General features: G+C 71.2%; 15 protein-coding genes and 1 pseudogene. 13 read left to right on the top strand and 3 right to left on the bottom strand.

The window, feature by feature from the left end; translation table 11 throughout:
• The first annotated feature begins 70 nt into the window (after window positions 1-70).
• From ACWCHM_RS22775 to ACWCHM_RS22765, 3 genes are read left to right on the top strand one after another with little or no spacing between them, the layout of a single operon-like run.
• Window positions 71-838 (top strand): Scr1 family TA system antitoxin-like transcriptional regulator, encoded by a 768-nt coding sequence (locus ACWCHM_RS22775; protein ID WP_454219734.1) that lies wholly within the window; start codon window positions 71-73, stop codon window positions 836-838.
• Complete coding sequence (locus tag ACWCHM_RS22770) at window positions 829-1,011, top strand: DUF397 domain-containing protein (RefSeq protein WP_281900397.1); 183 nt, start codon at window positions 829-831, stop codon at window positions 1,009-1,011. The genes ACWCHM_RS22775 and ACWCHM_RS22770 overlap by 10 nt, the downstream gene beginning before the upstream one ends.
• A gap of 12 nt (window positions 1,012-1,023) precedes the next feature.
• A complete protein-coding gene (locus ACWCHM_RS22765; RefSeq protein WP_454219732.1) occupies window positions 1,024-1,203 on the top strand; it encodes a DUF397 domain-containing protein in 180 nt (59 codons plus the stop codon).
• Window positions 1,204-1,233: 30 nt separating this feature from the next.
• On the opposite strand, the gene ACWCHM_RS22760 is transcribed toward ACWCHM_RS22765, so the two are convergent.
• Window positions 1,234-1,746, bottom strand: coding sequence for an Lrp/AsnC family transcriptional regulator (locus tag ACWCHM_RS22760; protein WP_204956531.1), 513 nt, complete (start codon window positions 1,744-1,746; stop codon window positions 1,234-1,236).
• 208 nt (window positions 1,747-1,954) lie between these two features.
• On the opposite strand from ACWCHM_RS22760, the gene ACWCHM_RS22755 reads away from it, so the two are divergent.
• The 9 genes and pseudogenes from ACWCHM_RS22755 (at window position 1,955) to ACWCHM_RS22715 (ending at window position 9,652) form a co-directional block, all read left to right on the top strand.
• A complete protein-coding gene (locus ACWCHM_RS22755) occupies window positions 1,955-3,139 on the top strand; it encodes a polyamine ABC transporter substrate-binding protein (protein ID WP_454219731.1) in 1,185 nt (394 codons plus the stop codon).
• Window positions 3,140-3,144: 5 nt separating this feature from the next.
• Window positions 3,145-4,296 (top strand): ABC transporter ATP-binding protein, encoded by a 1,152-nt coding sequence (locus ACWCHM_RS22750; RefSeq protein ID WP_454223149.1) that lies wholly within the window; start codon window positions 3,145-3,147, stop codon window positions 4,294-4,296.
• A gap of 5 nt (window positions 4,297-4,301) precedes the next feature.
• Window positions 4,302-5,204, top strand: a complete 903-nt coding sequence (locus tag ACWCHM_RS22745) for an ABC transporter permease (protein WP_454223147.1) — start codon at window positions 4,302-4,304, stop codon at window positions 5,202-5,204.
• Window positions 5,201-6,088 carry an ABC transporter permease gene (locus ACWCHM_RS22740; protein ID WP_454219730.1) on the top strand — a complete coding sequence of 296 codons (888 nt, stop codon included), beginning with the start codon at window positions 5,201-5,203 and terminating at the stop codon, window positions 6,086-6,088. The genes ACWCHM_RS22745 and ACWCHM_RS22740 overlap by 4 nt, the downstream gene beginning before the upstream one ends.
• Window positions 6,085-6,288 carry a hypothetical protein gene (locus ACWCHM_RS22735; RefSeq protein WP_204957354.1) on the top strand — a complete coding sequence of 68 codons (204 nt, stop codon included), beginning with the start codon at window positions 6,085-6,087 and terminating at the stop codon, window positions 6,286-6,288. The genes ACWCHM_RS22740 and ACWCHM_RS22735 overlap by 4 nt, the downstream gene beginning before the upstream one ends.
• The gene (locus ACWCHM_RS22730) at window positions 6,288-7,490 is read left to right on the top strand and encodes a saccharopine dehydrogenase family protein (RefSeq protein ID WP_454219727.1); all 1,203 of its coding nucleotides are present in this window, start codon (window positions 6,288-6,290) and stop codon (window positions 7,488-7,490) included. The genes ACWCHM_RS22735 and ACWCHM_RS22730 overlap by 1 nt, the downstream gene beginning before the upstream one ends.
• A gap of 200 nt (window positions 7,491-7,690) precedes the next feature.
• Window positions 7,691-7,912: pseudogene (locus tag ACWCHM_RS22725) on the top strand (type IV toxin-antitoxin system AbiEi family antitoxin domain-containing protein); the annotation flags it as partial.
• Between the two features lie 273 nt (window positions 7,913-8,185).
• The gene (locus ACWCHM_RS22720) at window positions 8,186-8,794 is read left to right on the top strand and encodes an endonuclease domain-containing protein (RefSeq protein ID WP_421490451.1); all 609 of its coding nucleotides are present in this window, start codon (window positions 8,186-8,188) and stop codon (window positions 8,792-8,794) included.
• Window positions 8,795-8,965: 171 nt separating this feature from the next.
• Entirely contained in the window at window positions 8,966-9,652 is a 687-nt protein-coding gene (locus ACWCHM_RS22715) for an RlpA-like double-psi beta-barrel domain-containing protein (RefSeq protein ID WP_204957265.1), read from the top strand.
• 294 nt (window positions 9,653-9,946) lie between these two features.
• Here ACWCHM_RS22715 and gabT read toward each other — a convergent pair whose 3' ends face one another.
• Both gabT and ACWCHM_RS22705 read right to left on the bottom strand, forming a co-directional pair.
• The gene (gabT, locus tag ACWCHM_RS22710) at window positions 9,947-11,254 is read right to left on the bottom strand and encodes a 4-aminobutyrate--2-oxoglutarate transaminase (RefSeq protein WP_454223146.1); all 1,308 of its coding nucleotides are present in this window, start codon (window positions 11,252-11,254) and stop codon (window positions 9,947-9,949) included.
• A 28-nt stretch (window positions 11,255-11,282) separates the two neighbouring features.
• Window positions 11,283-12,719: a gamma-aminobutyraldehyde dehydrogenase gene (locus ACWCHM_RS22705; RefSeq protein ID WP_454219726.1), complete on the bottom strand. Its 1,437-nt coding sequence runs from the start codon at window positions 12,717-12,719 to the stop codon at window positions 11,283-11,285.
• A gap of 142 nt (window positions 12,720-12,861) precedes the next feature.
• Between ACWCHM_RS22705 and ACWCHM_RS22700 the strand changes: the two genes are divergently transcribed.
• The gene (locus ACWCHM_RS22700; RefSeq protein ID WP_454219725.1) at window positions 12,862-14,301 is read left to right on the top strand and encodes an aldehyde dehydrogenase family protein; all 1,440 of its coding nucleotides are present in this window, start codon (window positions 12,862-12,864) and stop codon (window positions 14,299-14,301) included.
• Window positions 14,302-14,306 lie beyond the last annotated feature (5 nt).

Below are 14,306 nucleotides of genomic sequence, written 5' to 3'. Positions count from 1 at the left end.
CGGGCGGACATCGACACGCACTGTCGCTAGGGTGCGCCGGAGCGTGTCGATCGGGCGGGAGGAACTGCCGGTGAACGAGGTGCTTCGGGTGGCGATGGCGGAACGCGGGGAGACGGTGGAATCCCTCGCGCACCAGGTCGGTGTCGATCCGAAGACGGCCGGCCGGTGGCTCAGCGCCGGGCGGGTGCCGCATCCCCGAACCCGGGTCGCGGTGGCCGGCATCCTCGGTCGGGAACCCGCCGAACTCTGGCCCGAGCCCTACCGTCGCCGCGACCTGCCCTGGTTCCGCCCGTGGGCGGAACTGGAACAGGACGCCGTCTCGATTCGCTCGTACCAGTCATTGCTCGTGCCGGGCCTGCTCCAGACCGAGGAGTACGCCCGAGCGGTGTTGGGGACCGGCGGCCTGCTCCCGCCCGACGAGGTTGCGCAACTGGTGAGCGGACGGTTAAAGCGACAGGTTCTGCTCGATCGTGACCCGCCGGCCCAGGTGGTGTTCATGATCGACGAGCTGGTGCTTCATCGAATGGTGGGCAGCCGCGTGATCATGGCCCGACAAGTGGCTCATCTGGTGGCCGTCGCCGGGCGGGAGCACGTGCAGCTACGAGTGATCCCGCTCGACGGACCCTGGCACACCGGTCTGGCCGGGCCGTTCATGCTGGCGCGGCTGCCCGACGGAGCCGAGGTGGCCTATCTGGACAATCAGCTCCGTGGCGAGGTGGTGACTGAGAGCGCCGAAATTGCTAGCCTGGGCAGGAGATGGGAGAGCGTGGCTGGCGAGGCGCTGCCCGCTCGCCGATCGATTGAGCTGACCCGGGAAGCGGTGCAGAGATGGACCTGATCGAGCCCCGTTGGCGCACGGCCACTCGGAGCAGCAGTAACGGCGGTGACTGTGTCGAGGTGGCGGACAATCTGCCGGGTCGGGTGCTGGTGCGGGACAGCAAGGACCGGGCTGGCGGCACGTTGAGCTTCACCCCTGAGGTCTGGCGTACCTTCGTTGCCGCCCAGAAGTAAGCGGTGGAGGGCATGGACGTGATCGGGCCCCGCTGGCGGACCGCGAGCCGCAGCAGCAACAACGGCGGTGACTGTGTCGAGGTGGCGGACAATCTGCCGGGTCGGGTGCTGGTGCGGGACAGCAAGGACCGGGCCGGCGGCACGTTGACCTTCACCCTCGACGCCTGGCGTGCCTTCGTCGCCTCCCGCTGAGTCCGGGGGAGTGGACCATGGTGGGCGGGCTCAGGCCGTACCCCAGGTGTAGGTCTGTTTGCGGAGCTTGAGGTAGACGAACGCCTCGGTGGCGAGCACCCCGGGCACCGACCGCAGCCGTTGCAGGATCTCCAGCAGGTGGGCGTCGTTGCGGCAGACCACCTCGGCGAGCAGGTCGAACGAGCCGGCGGTGATCACCACGTAGTCGATCTCGTCGAACTCGGCCAGCCGGTCGGCGACGGCCTCCAGGTCGCCGTCGGTACGCAGGCCGATCATGGCCTGGCGGGGGAAGCCGAGCTGGAGCGGGTCGGTCACCGCGACGATCTGCATCACCCCGGCGTCGAGTAGCCGTTGCACCCGCTGGCGGACCGCCGCCTCGGAGAGCCCGACCGCCTTGCCGATCGTCGCGTACGGCCGGCGGCCGTCCTCCTGCAACTGTTCGATGATCTGTTTCGCCACGTCGTCCAACAGCGCGTGGCTGGCACCCTCACGCACCGCGACGCGTCGCCCGCCGGTGCCATGCTCCTGCTGCCGGATCGTCATTGTTCGCTCCCCATGTCCGTTTCCCCGGCCGAGCTTAGTCCCACCCGCACAGGCTGGCGTAATTCGTCGTCACAGCCTATTCCAGCAACGGAATCCCTTGTGGGGGCGGTGACCTCATGCCAGGATCATTCGTCTCAGGCCCCCGACCTTCCCGCCGGCGCCGCACCCCCGTCCCCGCCGCCGTCGGACGACCCTTAGGAGTCGTCACATGCGTACTCCCCTCCGGCCCCTCACCCGGCGTGGACTGCTCACCGGCACCCTCGGATCGGCCGCCCTGCTCGCCACGGGCGGCAGCCTCACCGGCTGCGGCACCAAGGCGGCCACCCAGACCGAGGTGGGCTGCACGAGCGACGACCTGTCCGCCACGGAGAAGACCCTCGCCTTCTCCAACTGGCCGCAGTACATGGACGTGGACGACAAGGACGCCGCCAAGCGGCCCAGCCTCGACGCGTTCGTCGCCGCCAGCGGCATCAAGGTGACCTACACCGAGGACATCAACGACAACAACGAGTTCTTCGGCAAGGTGCAGAACCAGTTGGCCGGCTGTCAGAGCACCGGGCGGGACATCATCGTCCTGACCGACTGGATGGCCGCCCGGATGATCCGGCTCGGCTGGATCCAGAAACTCGACCCGGCCAAGCTGCCGAACGTGGCGGCCAACCTGTTGCCATCGCTGCGTGGACGCTCCTTCGACCAGGAGAACCGGGTCGCCATCCCGTGGCAGTCCGGCCTCGCCGGGTTGGCCTACAACGGCAGCGTCACCGGGGAGATCCGCACCGTCGACGAGCTGCTCACCCGCTCCGACCTCAAGGGCAAGGTGACCGCCCTGTCGGAGATGCGGGACACCATGGGCCTGCTGCTCCAGTCCAACGGGCACGACCCGTCGAACTTCACCGCCGCCCAGTTCGACGACGCCCTCGCCAAGCTGCGTAGGGCCGTCGAGTCGAAGCACATCCGCCGGTTCACCGGCAACGACTACGCCCCCGACCTGGCCAAGGGTGACATCGCCGCGTGTGTCGGCTGGTCCGGTGACGTGATCCAGTTGGCCGGCGACAACCCCAAGATCAAGTTCGTCGCGCCGGACTCGGGGGTGATGCTGTTCAGCGACAATATGCTGGTGCCCAACAAGGCCACCCACCGGGCCAACGCCGAAGCGCTGATCGACTACTACTACCAGCCGGCGGTGGCGGCGAAGCTCGCCGCTTACGTCAACTACATCTGCCCGGTCAAGGGCGCCCAGGCCGAGATGGAGAAGATCGACCCGGAGTTGGCCGCCAACCCGCTGATCTTCCCGGACGACGCCCTGCTGGCGAAGTCCAAGGTCTTCATGGCGCTGGACGAGAAACAGGAAAAGGAATACGAGTCGAAGTTCCAGCAGGTCATCGGGGCGTGAGCGGGATGGCGAACGAGGCACCCACCGGTGACCTGCGGCTGGTCCAGCTGACCAAACGGTTCGGCATCTTCACCGCCGTCGACGAGCTCAACCTGACCGTCCCGCAGGGGTCCTTCTTCGCGCTGCTCGGGGCGTCCGGCTGCGGCAAGACGACCACCCTGCGGATGATCGCCGGGCTGGAGGAGCCCACCGCCGGCCAGGTGCTGCTGGGCGACCGGGACATCGCCCGGCTGCGGCCGTACAAGCGGCCGGTCAACACGGTCTTCCAGAGCTACGCGCTCTTCCCGCACCTGGACATCGCCGAGAACGTCGCCTTCGGGCTGCGGCGGCGGGGCATCCGCAAGGTCGGCGACCAGGTCCGGCAGATGCTGTCGCTGGTCCAGCTCGACGGCTACGAACGGCGTCGCCCCGCGCAGCTCTCCGGCGGCCAGCAGCAACGCGTCGCGCTGGCCCGCGCCCTGATCAACCACCCGCAGGTGCTGCTGCTCGACGAGCCGCTCGGCGCGCTCGACCTGAAGCTGCGCCGGCAGATGCAGATCGAGCTGAAACGCATCCAGACCGAGGTCGGCATCACCTTCGTGCACGTCACCCACGACCAGGAGGAGGCCATGACGATGGCCGACACGGTCGCGGTGATGAACGCCGGGCGGATCGAGCAGCTCGGTGCGCCCGCCGAACTCTACGAGTACCCGGCGACCGCGTTCGTGGCGAACTTCCTCGGCCAGTCCAACCTGCTCGCCGCCGACGCCACCGGCCCGGCCGGGTCCGAGGTGCCGGTCACCGCGCACGGCACGCGCTTCTCGGTGCCCGTCGACCGCGCCCGCGTCGACCGGGGCGCGGTCTACCTGGGGGTACGCCCCGAGAAGCTGCACCTGGCCGAGACCGCCGACGAGGTGCCCGCCGGCCACCAGCAGGTCGAGGGGGTGATCACCGACGCGTCGTACGTGGGGGTGAGCACGCAGTACCTGGTGCGCACCGGGTGGGGCAGTGAACTGTCCGCGTTCGCGGCGAACAGCGGCGTCGGCCGGCAACACCTGGTCGGCGCGTCGGTGGTGGCGCACTGGGACCCCCGGCACGCCTTCCTGCTGCCCCGCGAGCCGGGCCAGGACGACCGCACCACCCCGCTGCTCGACGAGCCGGTCAAGGTGCCGTCGTGACCGCCCTGGCACAGCTCGGCGGCGGGGTGCCCGCCTCGGGGGCGGCACCACCGGCCCGGCCGGGCCGGCACCGGCTGCTGCCGTACCTGCTGCTGTTGCCGGGGGCGGCCTGGCTGGTGCTGTTCTTCGTCGTACCGCTGGTGCAGCTCGCCGCCGCCAGCCTCTACGACCCGACCGGCTCGCTGTCCGCCGGGTACGTGCTGACCTGGGCGTTCGGCAACTATCCGGAGGCGTTGCAGGCGTACGCGCCGCAGTTCGCCAGGTCGTTCGGCTACGCCGGGGCGGCGCTGGTGCTGGCCCTGCTGCTGGGCTACCCGCTGGCGTACGCGATCGCGCAGAAGGCCGGCCGGTGGAAGAACCTGCTGCTGGTCTGCGTGGTCGCCCCGATGTTCACCAGTTTCCTGGTGCGTACCCTGGCCTGGAAGACCATCCTGTCGGACAACGGGGCGCTGGTCGGGCTGCTGCGCGACGTACACCTGCTCGGCCCGGACGGGCGGCTGCTCGCCACCCCGGTCGCGGTGGTGCTCGGGTTGACGTACAACTTCCTGCCGTTCCTGGTCCTGCCGTTGTACGCGAGCCTGGAGCGGCTCGACCACCGGCTGCTGGAGGCGGCCGGTGACCTGTACGCGGGCCCGCTGCACGCCTTCCGCACGGTCACCCTGCCGCTGTCGATGCCCGGCCTGATCGCCGGCACCCTGCTCTTCTTCATCCCGGCCACCGGCGACTACATCAACGCCGAGCTGCTCGGCACCCCCAACGAGTACATGATCGGCAACGTCATCGACTCGGCGTTCCTGGTCCGGCTGGACTACCCGCAGGGCGCCGCCCTGTCGTTCCTGCTGATGGCGGCGATCCTCGCGGTCGTCTTCGTCTACCTGCGCAAGGCCGGCACGGAGGAAGTTCTATGAGGGTGTCGCGGTGGTTGGCCGACCGGTGGGTGATGATCGTCGCCCTGCTGGTGCTCGGCTACCTGTTCCTGCCGATCGCCGTGGTCGCCGGCCTCTCCCTCAACCGCCCGTCCAGCCGGCTGTCGTACGACTTCAACGAGTTCACCCTGGACAACTGGCGGCAGCCCTGCGCCACCCCCGAGATGTGCGACGCGGTGGTGCGCAGCGTACAGATCGGGTTCCTCGCCACCGTCGGATCCACGGTGATCGGCACGCTGATGGCGTTCGCCCTGGTCCGGCACCGCTTCCGGGGGCGCGGCGGAATCAACCTGCTGATCTTCCTGCCGATGGCGACGCCGGAGCTGGTGCTGGGTACCTCGCTGCTCGCCCTGTTCGTCTCCGCCGGGGTGCCGCAGGGCTTCTGGACCGTCGTCATCGCGCACGTGATGTTCTGCGTGTCGTTCGTGGTGGTGACGGTCAAGGCTCGGCTCGCCGGGATGGACCGGCGGCTGGAGGAGGCCGCGATGGACCTCTACGCCAGCGAGTGGCAGACGTTCCGGCGGATCACCCTGCCGCTGGTGCTGCCCGGTATCGTCGCCGCCGCCCTGCTCGCCTTCTCGCTCAGCTTCGACGACTTCATCGTGACGAACTTCAACGCCGGCACCACCGTCACCTTCCCCATGTACGTCTGGGGTGCCGCCCAGCGGGGCATCCCACCGCAGGTCAACGTGATCGGCACGGCGATGTTCGGCATCGCCGTGCTGCTCGTCGGGCTGAGCACGCTGCGCGGTCGACGGGCCCGGCGGGCCGCGCTCCCGGTCGCCGACCCGACCGGCCGACGGGCGACAGGCCCGGCGCTCCCGGTCGCCGACGTGGCCGGCCGACGGGCGACAGGCCCGTCATGACCCTCCCGCATACCGGCCGGGCGCTCGCCGAGGCGACGTCCGGCCGGTATGCGCACCACCGCCCCGACCTGCCCCGTCCGGCCGCCGACATCCACCTCACCCGCTGGTCGCCGGACCGCGCCGATGCGTACGCGCACGACGACCGGCGTCAGCACTGGTTCCGTACGCTCGATCGTCTTGGTTTGGGGTTCGATTCCTGATGCGTATCCTGCTCGTCGGTGCCGGCGGGGTCGGCTCCGCCGCCGTCGCCATCGCCGCCCGCCGTTCCTTCTTCGACACCATGGTCGTCGCCGACTACGACCCGATCCGGGCCGAGCGGGCCGTCGCCGGGCACGGCGACCGGTTCGTCGCCGCCCGGGTCGACGCCTCCTCGGCGGACGCGGTCGCCGCGCTCTGCCGGGAACACCGGATCACCCACGTACTCAACGCCGTCGACCCGCGTTTCGTCATGCCGATCTTCGACGGGGCGTTCGCCGCCGGGGCGGACTACCTGGACATGGCCATGTCGCTGTCCCACCCGCACCCGGCCCGGCCCTACACCCAGACCGGGGTGAAGCTCGGTGACGAGCAGTTCGCCGCCGCCGCCACCTGGGCCGACGCCGGCCGGCTGGCGCTGTGCGGGATCGGCATCGAACCGGGCCTGTCCGACGTGTTCGCCAGGTACGCCGCCGACGAACTGTTCAGCGAGATCGACGAGATCGGCATCCGCGACGGCGCGAACCTCACCGTCGACGGCTACGACTTCGCCCCGTCGTTCTCCATCTGGACCACCATCGAGGAGTGCCTCAACCCGCCGGTGATCTGGGAGCGGGACCGGGGCTGGTTCACCACCGAACCGTTCAGCGAACCGGAGGTCTTCGACTTCCCGGCCGGCATCGGCCCGGTCGAGTGCGTCAACGTCGAACACGAGGAGGTGCTGCTGATCCCGCGCTGGGTCCGGGCCCGGCGGGTCACCTTCAAGTACGGCCTCGGCGACGAGTTCATCGAGGTGCTGAGGGCCCTGCACAAGGTCGGCCTCGACTCGACCACCCCGGTGTCGGTGCGCGGCGTGCAGGTCTCACCCCGCGACGTGGTCGCCGCCAGCCTGCCCGACCCGGCCACCCTCGGCGACCGGATGCGCGGCAAGACCTGCGCCGGCACGTACGTCACCGGCACCGGCGTCGACGGCCGGCCCCGGAAGGTCTACCTGTACCACGTCGTCGACAACGAGTGGTCCATGCGCGAGTACGGCCACCAGGCGGTGGTCTGGCAGACCGCGGTCAACCCGGTGGTGGCGTTGGAACTGCTCGCCACCGGTAGCTGGTCCGGAATCGGCGTGCTCGGCCCGGAGGCGCTGCCCCCGCGCCCCTTCCTCGACCTGCTCACCACCTACGGCTCCCCCTGGGCACTCGAAGAACGCTGACCCCCCAACCCCCTCCCCCTCCCCTCCCCGCCCCGGCCCCTCCCCTCCTCCCGCCCCTGCCTTCCCTCCTCCCGCCCTCCGTCCCGCCCCCGCCCTCCTCCCGTCGATCATGGAGTTGTGGCACCTCGCAAAAGTCGTGAAAGCCAACCAATCACCCGCCACAACTCCATGATCGACGGGGAGGAGGGGCGGCGGGGAGGGTGGACGGGAGGGGTGGACGGGAGGGGGTTGTCCACAGGGGGTGGCGTGGGGCGGGTGGGGGGGTTGTCCACAGGGGGTGGTGGAGGGGTGGGGTGGTGGGCAGGGTGGTGACTGTGGCGGGGCGGCTGTTTCGGTACTCGGAGTTGTTGTCTGCGGGATGGAGTCGGGAGGGGGTTCGGCGGGCGGTCGTCAAGGGGGAACTGCGCCGGTGGTCGCGGGGTGTCTACGGGCTGGGGGAGGTCGGTGAGCCGGGGAGAGCCCGGTCGCCGGGGAGTAGTCGGCCGGCCGGGAGCAGCCGGCCGCTGGGGAATGTGCGGCCGCTGGGGAGTGTGCGGTCGTCTTGGAGTGGCCGGCGGCCGGGGGATGTCGGTGGGGGTGTGGAGAGTGGTCGATGGCAGGCGCTCCTGCATCGGCTTCCGGAGGGCGCGGTCGTCGGCTTCCATTCCGGTGCTCAACTGCACGGATTCGGTGCCGTAGCCAGCAAGGATCTCCACGTGATCGTGCCGGCCGGTGGAAGGGTGCCGCAGATCCGGGGTGTCGTGGTCCATCAGGCGGTCCTTGCCGTACCCGAGCCGGTGCTGCTGGCCGGCCTGCCATGCGCACCTGCGGAGCGGTGCGCGGTGGACCTGGCCCGGACGGTCACCCGGCTGGACGCACTGCCACTTCTCGACCTGTGCCTGCGGGTGGGAGCCTGTCTCCCCGGGGATCTGGCTGCCGAGCTCGCCCTGCACGCGCGGTTGCGGGGTGTCGACCAGGCGCGGCAACTGGTGCGGCTCGCCGATCCCAGGTCGGAGTGCCGGCAGGAGAGCCAACTCCGGCTCGTCCTGATCGACGGTGGGCTGCCGGCCCCGGAACCGCAGGTCTGGGTGTCGGATGACGAGGGCTTCCGGCGCTACCGACTGGACCTCGGATACCGACGGTCACGGGTCGGCATCGAGTACGACGGGCTGTCCCATCTCGACCCCGACCGTCTGCACCACGACCGTGCCCGGATGAACTGGCTGGCGGCGCACGGCTGGCGCATGCGCCACTTCACCGCCCGGGACCTCTACCAACGCCCCTCCCTCATCACCACCCAGATAGCCGACCTCCTCCGAACCTGACTAGTCGATCATGGAGTTGAGGGGAGGGGAAAGGGTCATTAAAGGGCTGAAAGGTGCACCGCAACTCCTTGATCGACAGCGGGACCACGGCATGCCGGCAGGCTGGTTTGAACGGGAGGGGCTCCTGGGCCGTACCAGGCGGTGCAGGCAACGGCGACGACGGGAGACGTGGTGAAGGTGCAGCGCAAGCACGTACTGGCGGCGGGGGTGGCGGTGGTCGCCACGGCGGTGGTCGCGGTGGGGACCGGGTTCGGGTTCGCCGACACCACGTCCGCCCGGCCGAGCCTCTGCTCCGGCTCGGTCACCTTCTCCGCCGAGGGCGGCGAGCCTGCCGCGACAAGTGACCGGTTCCCGGTGGGGACACGGTTGCGGGTGACGAACCTGGACAACGGGAAGGTGGCGACGGTGTCGGTGAGCGGTCCGTCGGGCAGTTGCGTGCTGCTCAACGCCGCCGCGATGGAGCTGGTCCGGGAACCCGGCAAGAACGTGATCCGGCGCAACGTGGTCGAGCGGGTCGGTGCCGACGTACCTGCCGCCCCGGATCCCGGGGAGACCAGGCCCGGTGCCGCCCAGCCCCCGGCAGCCCAGCCCTCGGCGACCGGCTTGACGGCCCTGCCCGCCGCGTGCACCGGCTCGGTCACCTTCTCCGCCGAGACCGGCGCACCCGCAGCGACGAGCGACCGGTTCCCGGTGGGGACACGGTTGCGGGTGACGAACCTGGACAACGGGAAGGTGGCGACGGTGTCGGTGAGCGGTCCGTCGGGCAGTTGCGTGCTGCTCAACGCCGCCGCGATGGAGCTGCTGCGCGAGCCCGGCAAGAACGTGATCCGGCGCAACCTCGTCGAGCTGGTGCGCTGACCGCACCGGGCAGGCCGGCACCCTGGGCAGCTCCGCACGGCCGGCACCCTGGGCAGCTCCGCACGGCCGGCACCCTGGGCAGCTCCGCACGGCCGGCACCCTGGGCAGCTCCGCACGGCCGGCACCCTGGGCAGCTCCGCACCGGCCGTCACCCCCGGCAGCCCCGCATCGGCCGTCACCCCGGGCAGGCCCGCACCGGCCGGGGCCCCAGGGCAGGCCCCGGCCCTGGCAGCCCTGGCCGCAGGCCCCGGCCGACGGTGCCCAGGGGTCGTGCCACGGTCGGGGGGTGGGCGGTCAGCCGAAGGCAGCGTCCAGGATGTCCAGCCCACGGGCCAGTTCGTCGTCGGAGATCACCAGCGGCGGCAGGAACCGCAGCACGTTGCCGTAGGTGCCGCAGGTCAGGGTGAGCAGGCCGGCGGCGTGGCAGGCCGCCGAGACGGCGCTGGCGGCGGCCGGGTCCGGAACCAGGCCGCCCGGCCGGACCAGTTCCACCGCCAGCATCGCGCCCCGGCCGCGTACCTCGGCGATCCGGAGGTCGCGGGCGGCGACGGCGCGCAACCGGTCGGCGAGCACCGACCCGATCCGTCGCGCGGCGGCGGCCAGGTCCAGCTCCCGCATGGTGGCGACGCTGGCCAGGGCCGCCGCGCAGGCGATCGGATTGCCACCGTAGGTGCCGCCGAGACCACCGACGTGCACCGCGTCCATCAGCTCCGCCCGGCCGGTCACCGCCGCCAACGGCAACCCGCCGGCGATGCCCTTGGCCAGGGTGACCAGATCCGGCACCACGCCCTCGTGGTCACAGGCGAACCAGTCGCCGGTACGGCAGAAACCGGTCTGGATCTCGTCGGCGACGAACACCGCCCCGGCCGCCGTCGCCCACTCCCGCAGCGCCGGCAGGAAACCCTGGGCCGGTACGACGAAACCGCCCTCGCCCTGGATCGGCTCGATCAGCAGCGCGGCCACGTTCTCCGCCCCGACCTGCTTGTCCACCAGCTCCAGCGCCCGCGCCGCCGCCTGTGCCCCGGACAACCCGCCGTCGCGCAGCGGGTACGACATCGGCACCCGGTGGATCTCCCCGGCGAACGGCCCGAACCGGTGCTTGTATGGCATGTTCTTCGCGGTCAACGCCATGGTCAGGTTGGTCCGGCCGTGGTAGGCGTGCTCGAAGACCACCACCGCCTGTCGTCCGGTGGCGTGCCTGGCGATCTTCACCGCGTTCTCCACCGCCTCGGCACCCGAGTTGAACAGCGCCGACCGCTTCTCGAAGGTGCCCGGGGTCAGCCCGTTGAGCTGCTCGCAGACCGCCACGTACGACTCGTACGGCGCAACCATGAAGCAGGTGTGGGTGAACCGTTCGACCTGGGCGCGTACCGCCTCGACGACGCGCGGGGCGGCGTTGCCGACGCTGGTGACCGCGATGCCGGCGGCGAAGTCGATCCACTCCCGCCCCTCGACGTCGGTGATCGTGCCGCCGCTGGCGGTGTCGACGTAGGAGTCGATGACGCTGCCGACACCCCGGGCCACGGCGGCACCCCGCCGCCGGTGCAGCTCCGCGCTGGAGGCCGGTGGGCCGTCTTCTGTTCGCGACTGCGGGGCTCGCAACCCCGGCTCGCTCCTCGCGCTCACGGGGTCAGCCCTCGATGTGGTGCATGACGTGCTTGATCCGGGTGTAGTCCTCCAGGCTGTAGACCGACAGGTCCTTGCCGTGGCCGGAGTGCTTGAAACCGCCGTGCGGCATCTCCGAGACGAACGGGATGTGCGTGTTCACCCAGACGCAGCCGAAGTCGAGCCGCCTGGTCATCCGCATCGCCCGTCCGTGGTCACGGGTCCACACCGAGGCGGAAAGGCCGTAGTCGACGCCGTTGGCCCAGCGCACCGCCTCGTCCTCGTCGGTGAACCGCTGCACGGTGATCACCGGGCCGAACACCTCCTGCTGAATGATCTCGTCGGCCTGGCGTACCCCGGAGACCACGGTGGGGGCGTAGAAGTAGCCGCGCCCGCCCACCCGCGCGCCACCGGTGTGCAGGTCGGCGTGGTCGGGCAGCCGGTCGACGAAGCCGCTGACCCGGGCGAGCTGGTTGGCGTTGTTCAGCGGGCCGTAGAGCACGTCGGCGTCGTCCGGGCCGCCGGTCTTCGTGTTGCGGGCCTGCTCAGCCAGCGCTGCCACGAAGTCGTCGTGCACGCCGGGGCCGGCCAGCACCCGGGTCGCGGCGGTGCAGTCCTGGCCGGCGTTGAAGTAGCCACCCGTCGCGATCGCCTCGGCCGCCGCCGCCACATCGGCGTCGTCGAAGACCACCACCGGGGCCTTGCCGCCCAGTTCCAGGTGCGTCCGCTTGAGGTCCGGCGCGGCGGCCGAGGCGACCTCCATGCCCGCCCGGGTCGAGCCGGTGATCGACACCAGCTGCGGGGTCGGGTGCGCCACCAGGGTACGACCGGTGTCCCGGTCACCGCAGACCACGTTGAACACCCCCGGCGGGAAGAACTCGGCGGCGATCTCGGCCAGCAGCAACGTCGACACCGGTGTGGTGTCCGACGGTTTCAACACCACCGTGTTGCCGGCCGCCAGCGCCGGGGCGATCTTCCACACCGCCATCATCAGCGGGTAGTTCCAGGGGGTGACCTGCGCGCAGACGCCGATCGGCTCCCGCCGCACGTAGGAGGTGTGCCCCGCGAGGTACTCCCCGGCCGAGCGGCCCTCCAGCAGCCGGGCCGCCCCGGCGAAGAACCGGAACTGGTCCACCGCCGGGGGCAGCTCCTCCTCGGCGGTGAGCTGCCGGGGCTTGCCGGTGTTGCGTACCTCCGCGTCGACCAGTTCGGCGGCCCGCGACTCCACCGCGTCGGCGAGCTTCAGCATCGCCCGCTGCCGTTCGGCCGGGGTGGTGTCCCGCCAGGTCTCGAAGGCGGTCGCGGCGGCCCGCATCGCGGCGTCCACGTCGGCCGGGCCGGAGACGGGCGCCCGGGCGAAGACGTCACCGGTGCAGGGGTCGATCAGGTCGGCGTGACCGCCGTCCACCGGGTCGACGTACGCGCCGTCGACGAAGTTGCGGAGCTGCTGCTGGTCGCTCATGGTGAGGTCTCTCCAGGGGTGGCTGGGAGTGAAGTCAGCGGACGTAATCGCAGTCTGACTGCCATCTTCGCTACTGAATTCGCGGCAGACAAGGGTTTGAGCGACTGTTTCCGTGTGGCTGCCTGTCGTCTACGCTGCCGAGGTGGAGCCGAGAGCGTTCTGGGTCGCCGGTCGGGCCGTGCACGGCGACGACGAGGTGACCGTCACCCACCCGTACGACGGTCGGGCGGTGGGGCGTACCAGTTGGGCCACGCCCGACCAGGTCGAGGAGGCCGTCGCCGCGGCGGCCCGGGTGGCGGCGGAGGCCGCGGCCCTGCCCGCGCACGTCCGGGCGGCGGCCCTGGACCACGTGTCCCGGGAACTCGCCGCCCGGACTGTCGAGGTGGCCGACCTGATCACCGCCGAGAACGGCAAACCGATCACCTGGGCGCGGGCCGAGGTGGGCCGGGCGGTGTCCACGTTCCGCTGGGCGGCCGAGGAGGCCCGACGGTTCTCCGGCGAGTTGCAGCGGCTCGACACCGACCCCGCCGCCACCGGTCGGATCGCCCTGGTCCGGCGGGTCCCCCGGGGGCCGGTGCTGGGCATCACCCCGTTCAACTTCCCGCTCAACCTGGTGGCCCACAAGCTCGCCCCGGCCCTCGCGGTCGGTGCGCCGATCATCGTGAAACCGGCCCCGGCGACGCCGCTGTCCGCGCTGCTGCTCGGTGAGATCCTCGCCGGCACGGACCTGCCGGACGGCATGGTGTCGGTGCTGCCGCTGCCCAACGACCGCACCGCCGCCCTGGTCGACGACCCCCGGCTGCCGGTGGTGTCGTTCACCGGCTCCGGGCCGGTCGGCGCGCAGATCCGCAGCCGGGTGCCGGCCAAGCACGTCACCCTGGAACTCGGCGGCAACGCGGCGGCGGTGATCTGCGCCGACTGGGCGTCCGACGAGGACCTGGAATTCGCCGCCCGACGGATCGCGACCTTCGGCAACTACCAGGCCGGGCAGTCCTGTATCGCGGTGCAGCGGGTCCTCGTGCACGAGCGACGCTACGCCGACTTCCTGCCCCGGCTGGTCGCCGCCGTGCGGGCGCTGCGCACCGGCGACCCGACCGCCGAGTCGACCGACGTCGGGCCGCTGGTCTCCGTCGAGGCGGCCCGCCGGGTCGAGACGTGGGTCGACGAGGCCGTCGCCGCCGGGGCCACCGTCGAGGTCGGGGGCCGCCGCGACGGTGCCGGCTACCCGCCCACCGTGCTGACCGGGGTGCCACCCTCGGCGAAGGTCAGCGCCGAGGAGGTCTTCGGGCCGGTGCTGGTGGTGGCCCCGGTGGAGAGCGACGACGCCGCGTTCGCCGCCGTCAACGACTCGGCGTACGGGTTGCAGGCCGGCGTGTTCACCCACCGGCTCGACGTGGCGTTCACCGCCGCCCGGGTGCTGGAGGTGGGCGGAGTGATCATCGGTGACGTGCCGTCGTACCGGGCCGATCAGATGCCGTACGGGGGCGTCAAGGGCAGCGGGGTCGGCCGGGAGGGCGTGCGGTCGGCAATGGACGACTACACCGAGCCCAGGGTGCTGGTGCTGACCGGGATGCCGCTGTAACCCCG

It is taken from the genome of Micromonospora sp. SCSIO 07396 (assembly GCF_053667945.1).
This window is presented reverse-complemented; position numbering and strand designations above follow the sequence as displayed.

Bases quoted from the DNA above. Each gene is read 5' to 3' on its own strand.
- ACWCHM_RS22770 (WP_281900397.1), top strand. From the start codon at position 829: ATGGACCTGATCGAGCCCCGTTGGCGCACGGCCACTCGGAGCAGCAGT.
- ACWCHM_RS22765 (WP_454219732.1), top strand. From the start codon at position 1,024: ATGGACGTGATCGGGCCCCGCTGGCGGACCGCGAGCCGCAGCAGCAAC.
- ACWCHM_RS22760 (WP_204956531.1), bottom strand. From the start codon at position 1,746: ATGACGATCCGGCAGCAGGAGCATGGCACCGGCGGGCGACGCGTCGCG.
- ACWCHM_RS22755 (WP_454219731.1), top strand. From the start codon at position 1,955: ATGCGTACTCCCCTCCGGCCCCTCACCCGGCGTGGACTGCTCACCGGC.
- ACWCHM_RS22750 (WP_454223149.1), top strand. From the start codon at position 3,145: ATGGCGAACGAGGCACCCACCGGTGACCTGCGGCTGGTCCAGCTGACC.
- ACWCHM_RS22740 (WP_454219730.1), top strand. From the start codon at position 5,201: ATGAGGGTGTCGCGGTGGTTGGCCGACCGGTGGGTGATGATCGTCGCC.
- ACWCHM_RS22735 (WP_204957354.1), top strand. From the start codon at position 6,085: ATGACCCTCCCGCATACCGGCCGGGCGCTCGCCGAGGCGACGTCCGGC.
- ACWCHM_RS22730 (WP_454219727.1), top strand. From the start codon at position 6,288: ATGCGTATCCTGCTCGTCGGTGCCGGCGGGGTCGGCTCCGCCGCCGTC.
- ACWCHM_RS22705 (WP_454219726.1), bottom strand. From the start codon at position 12,719: ATGAGCGACCAGCAGCAGCTCCGCAACTTCGTCGACGGCGCGTACGTC.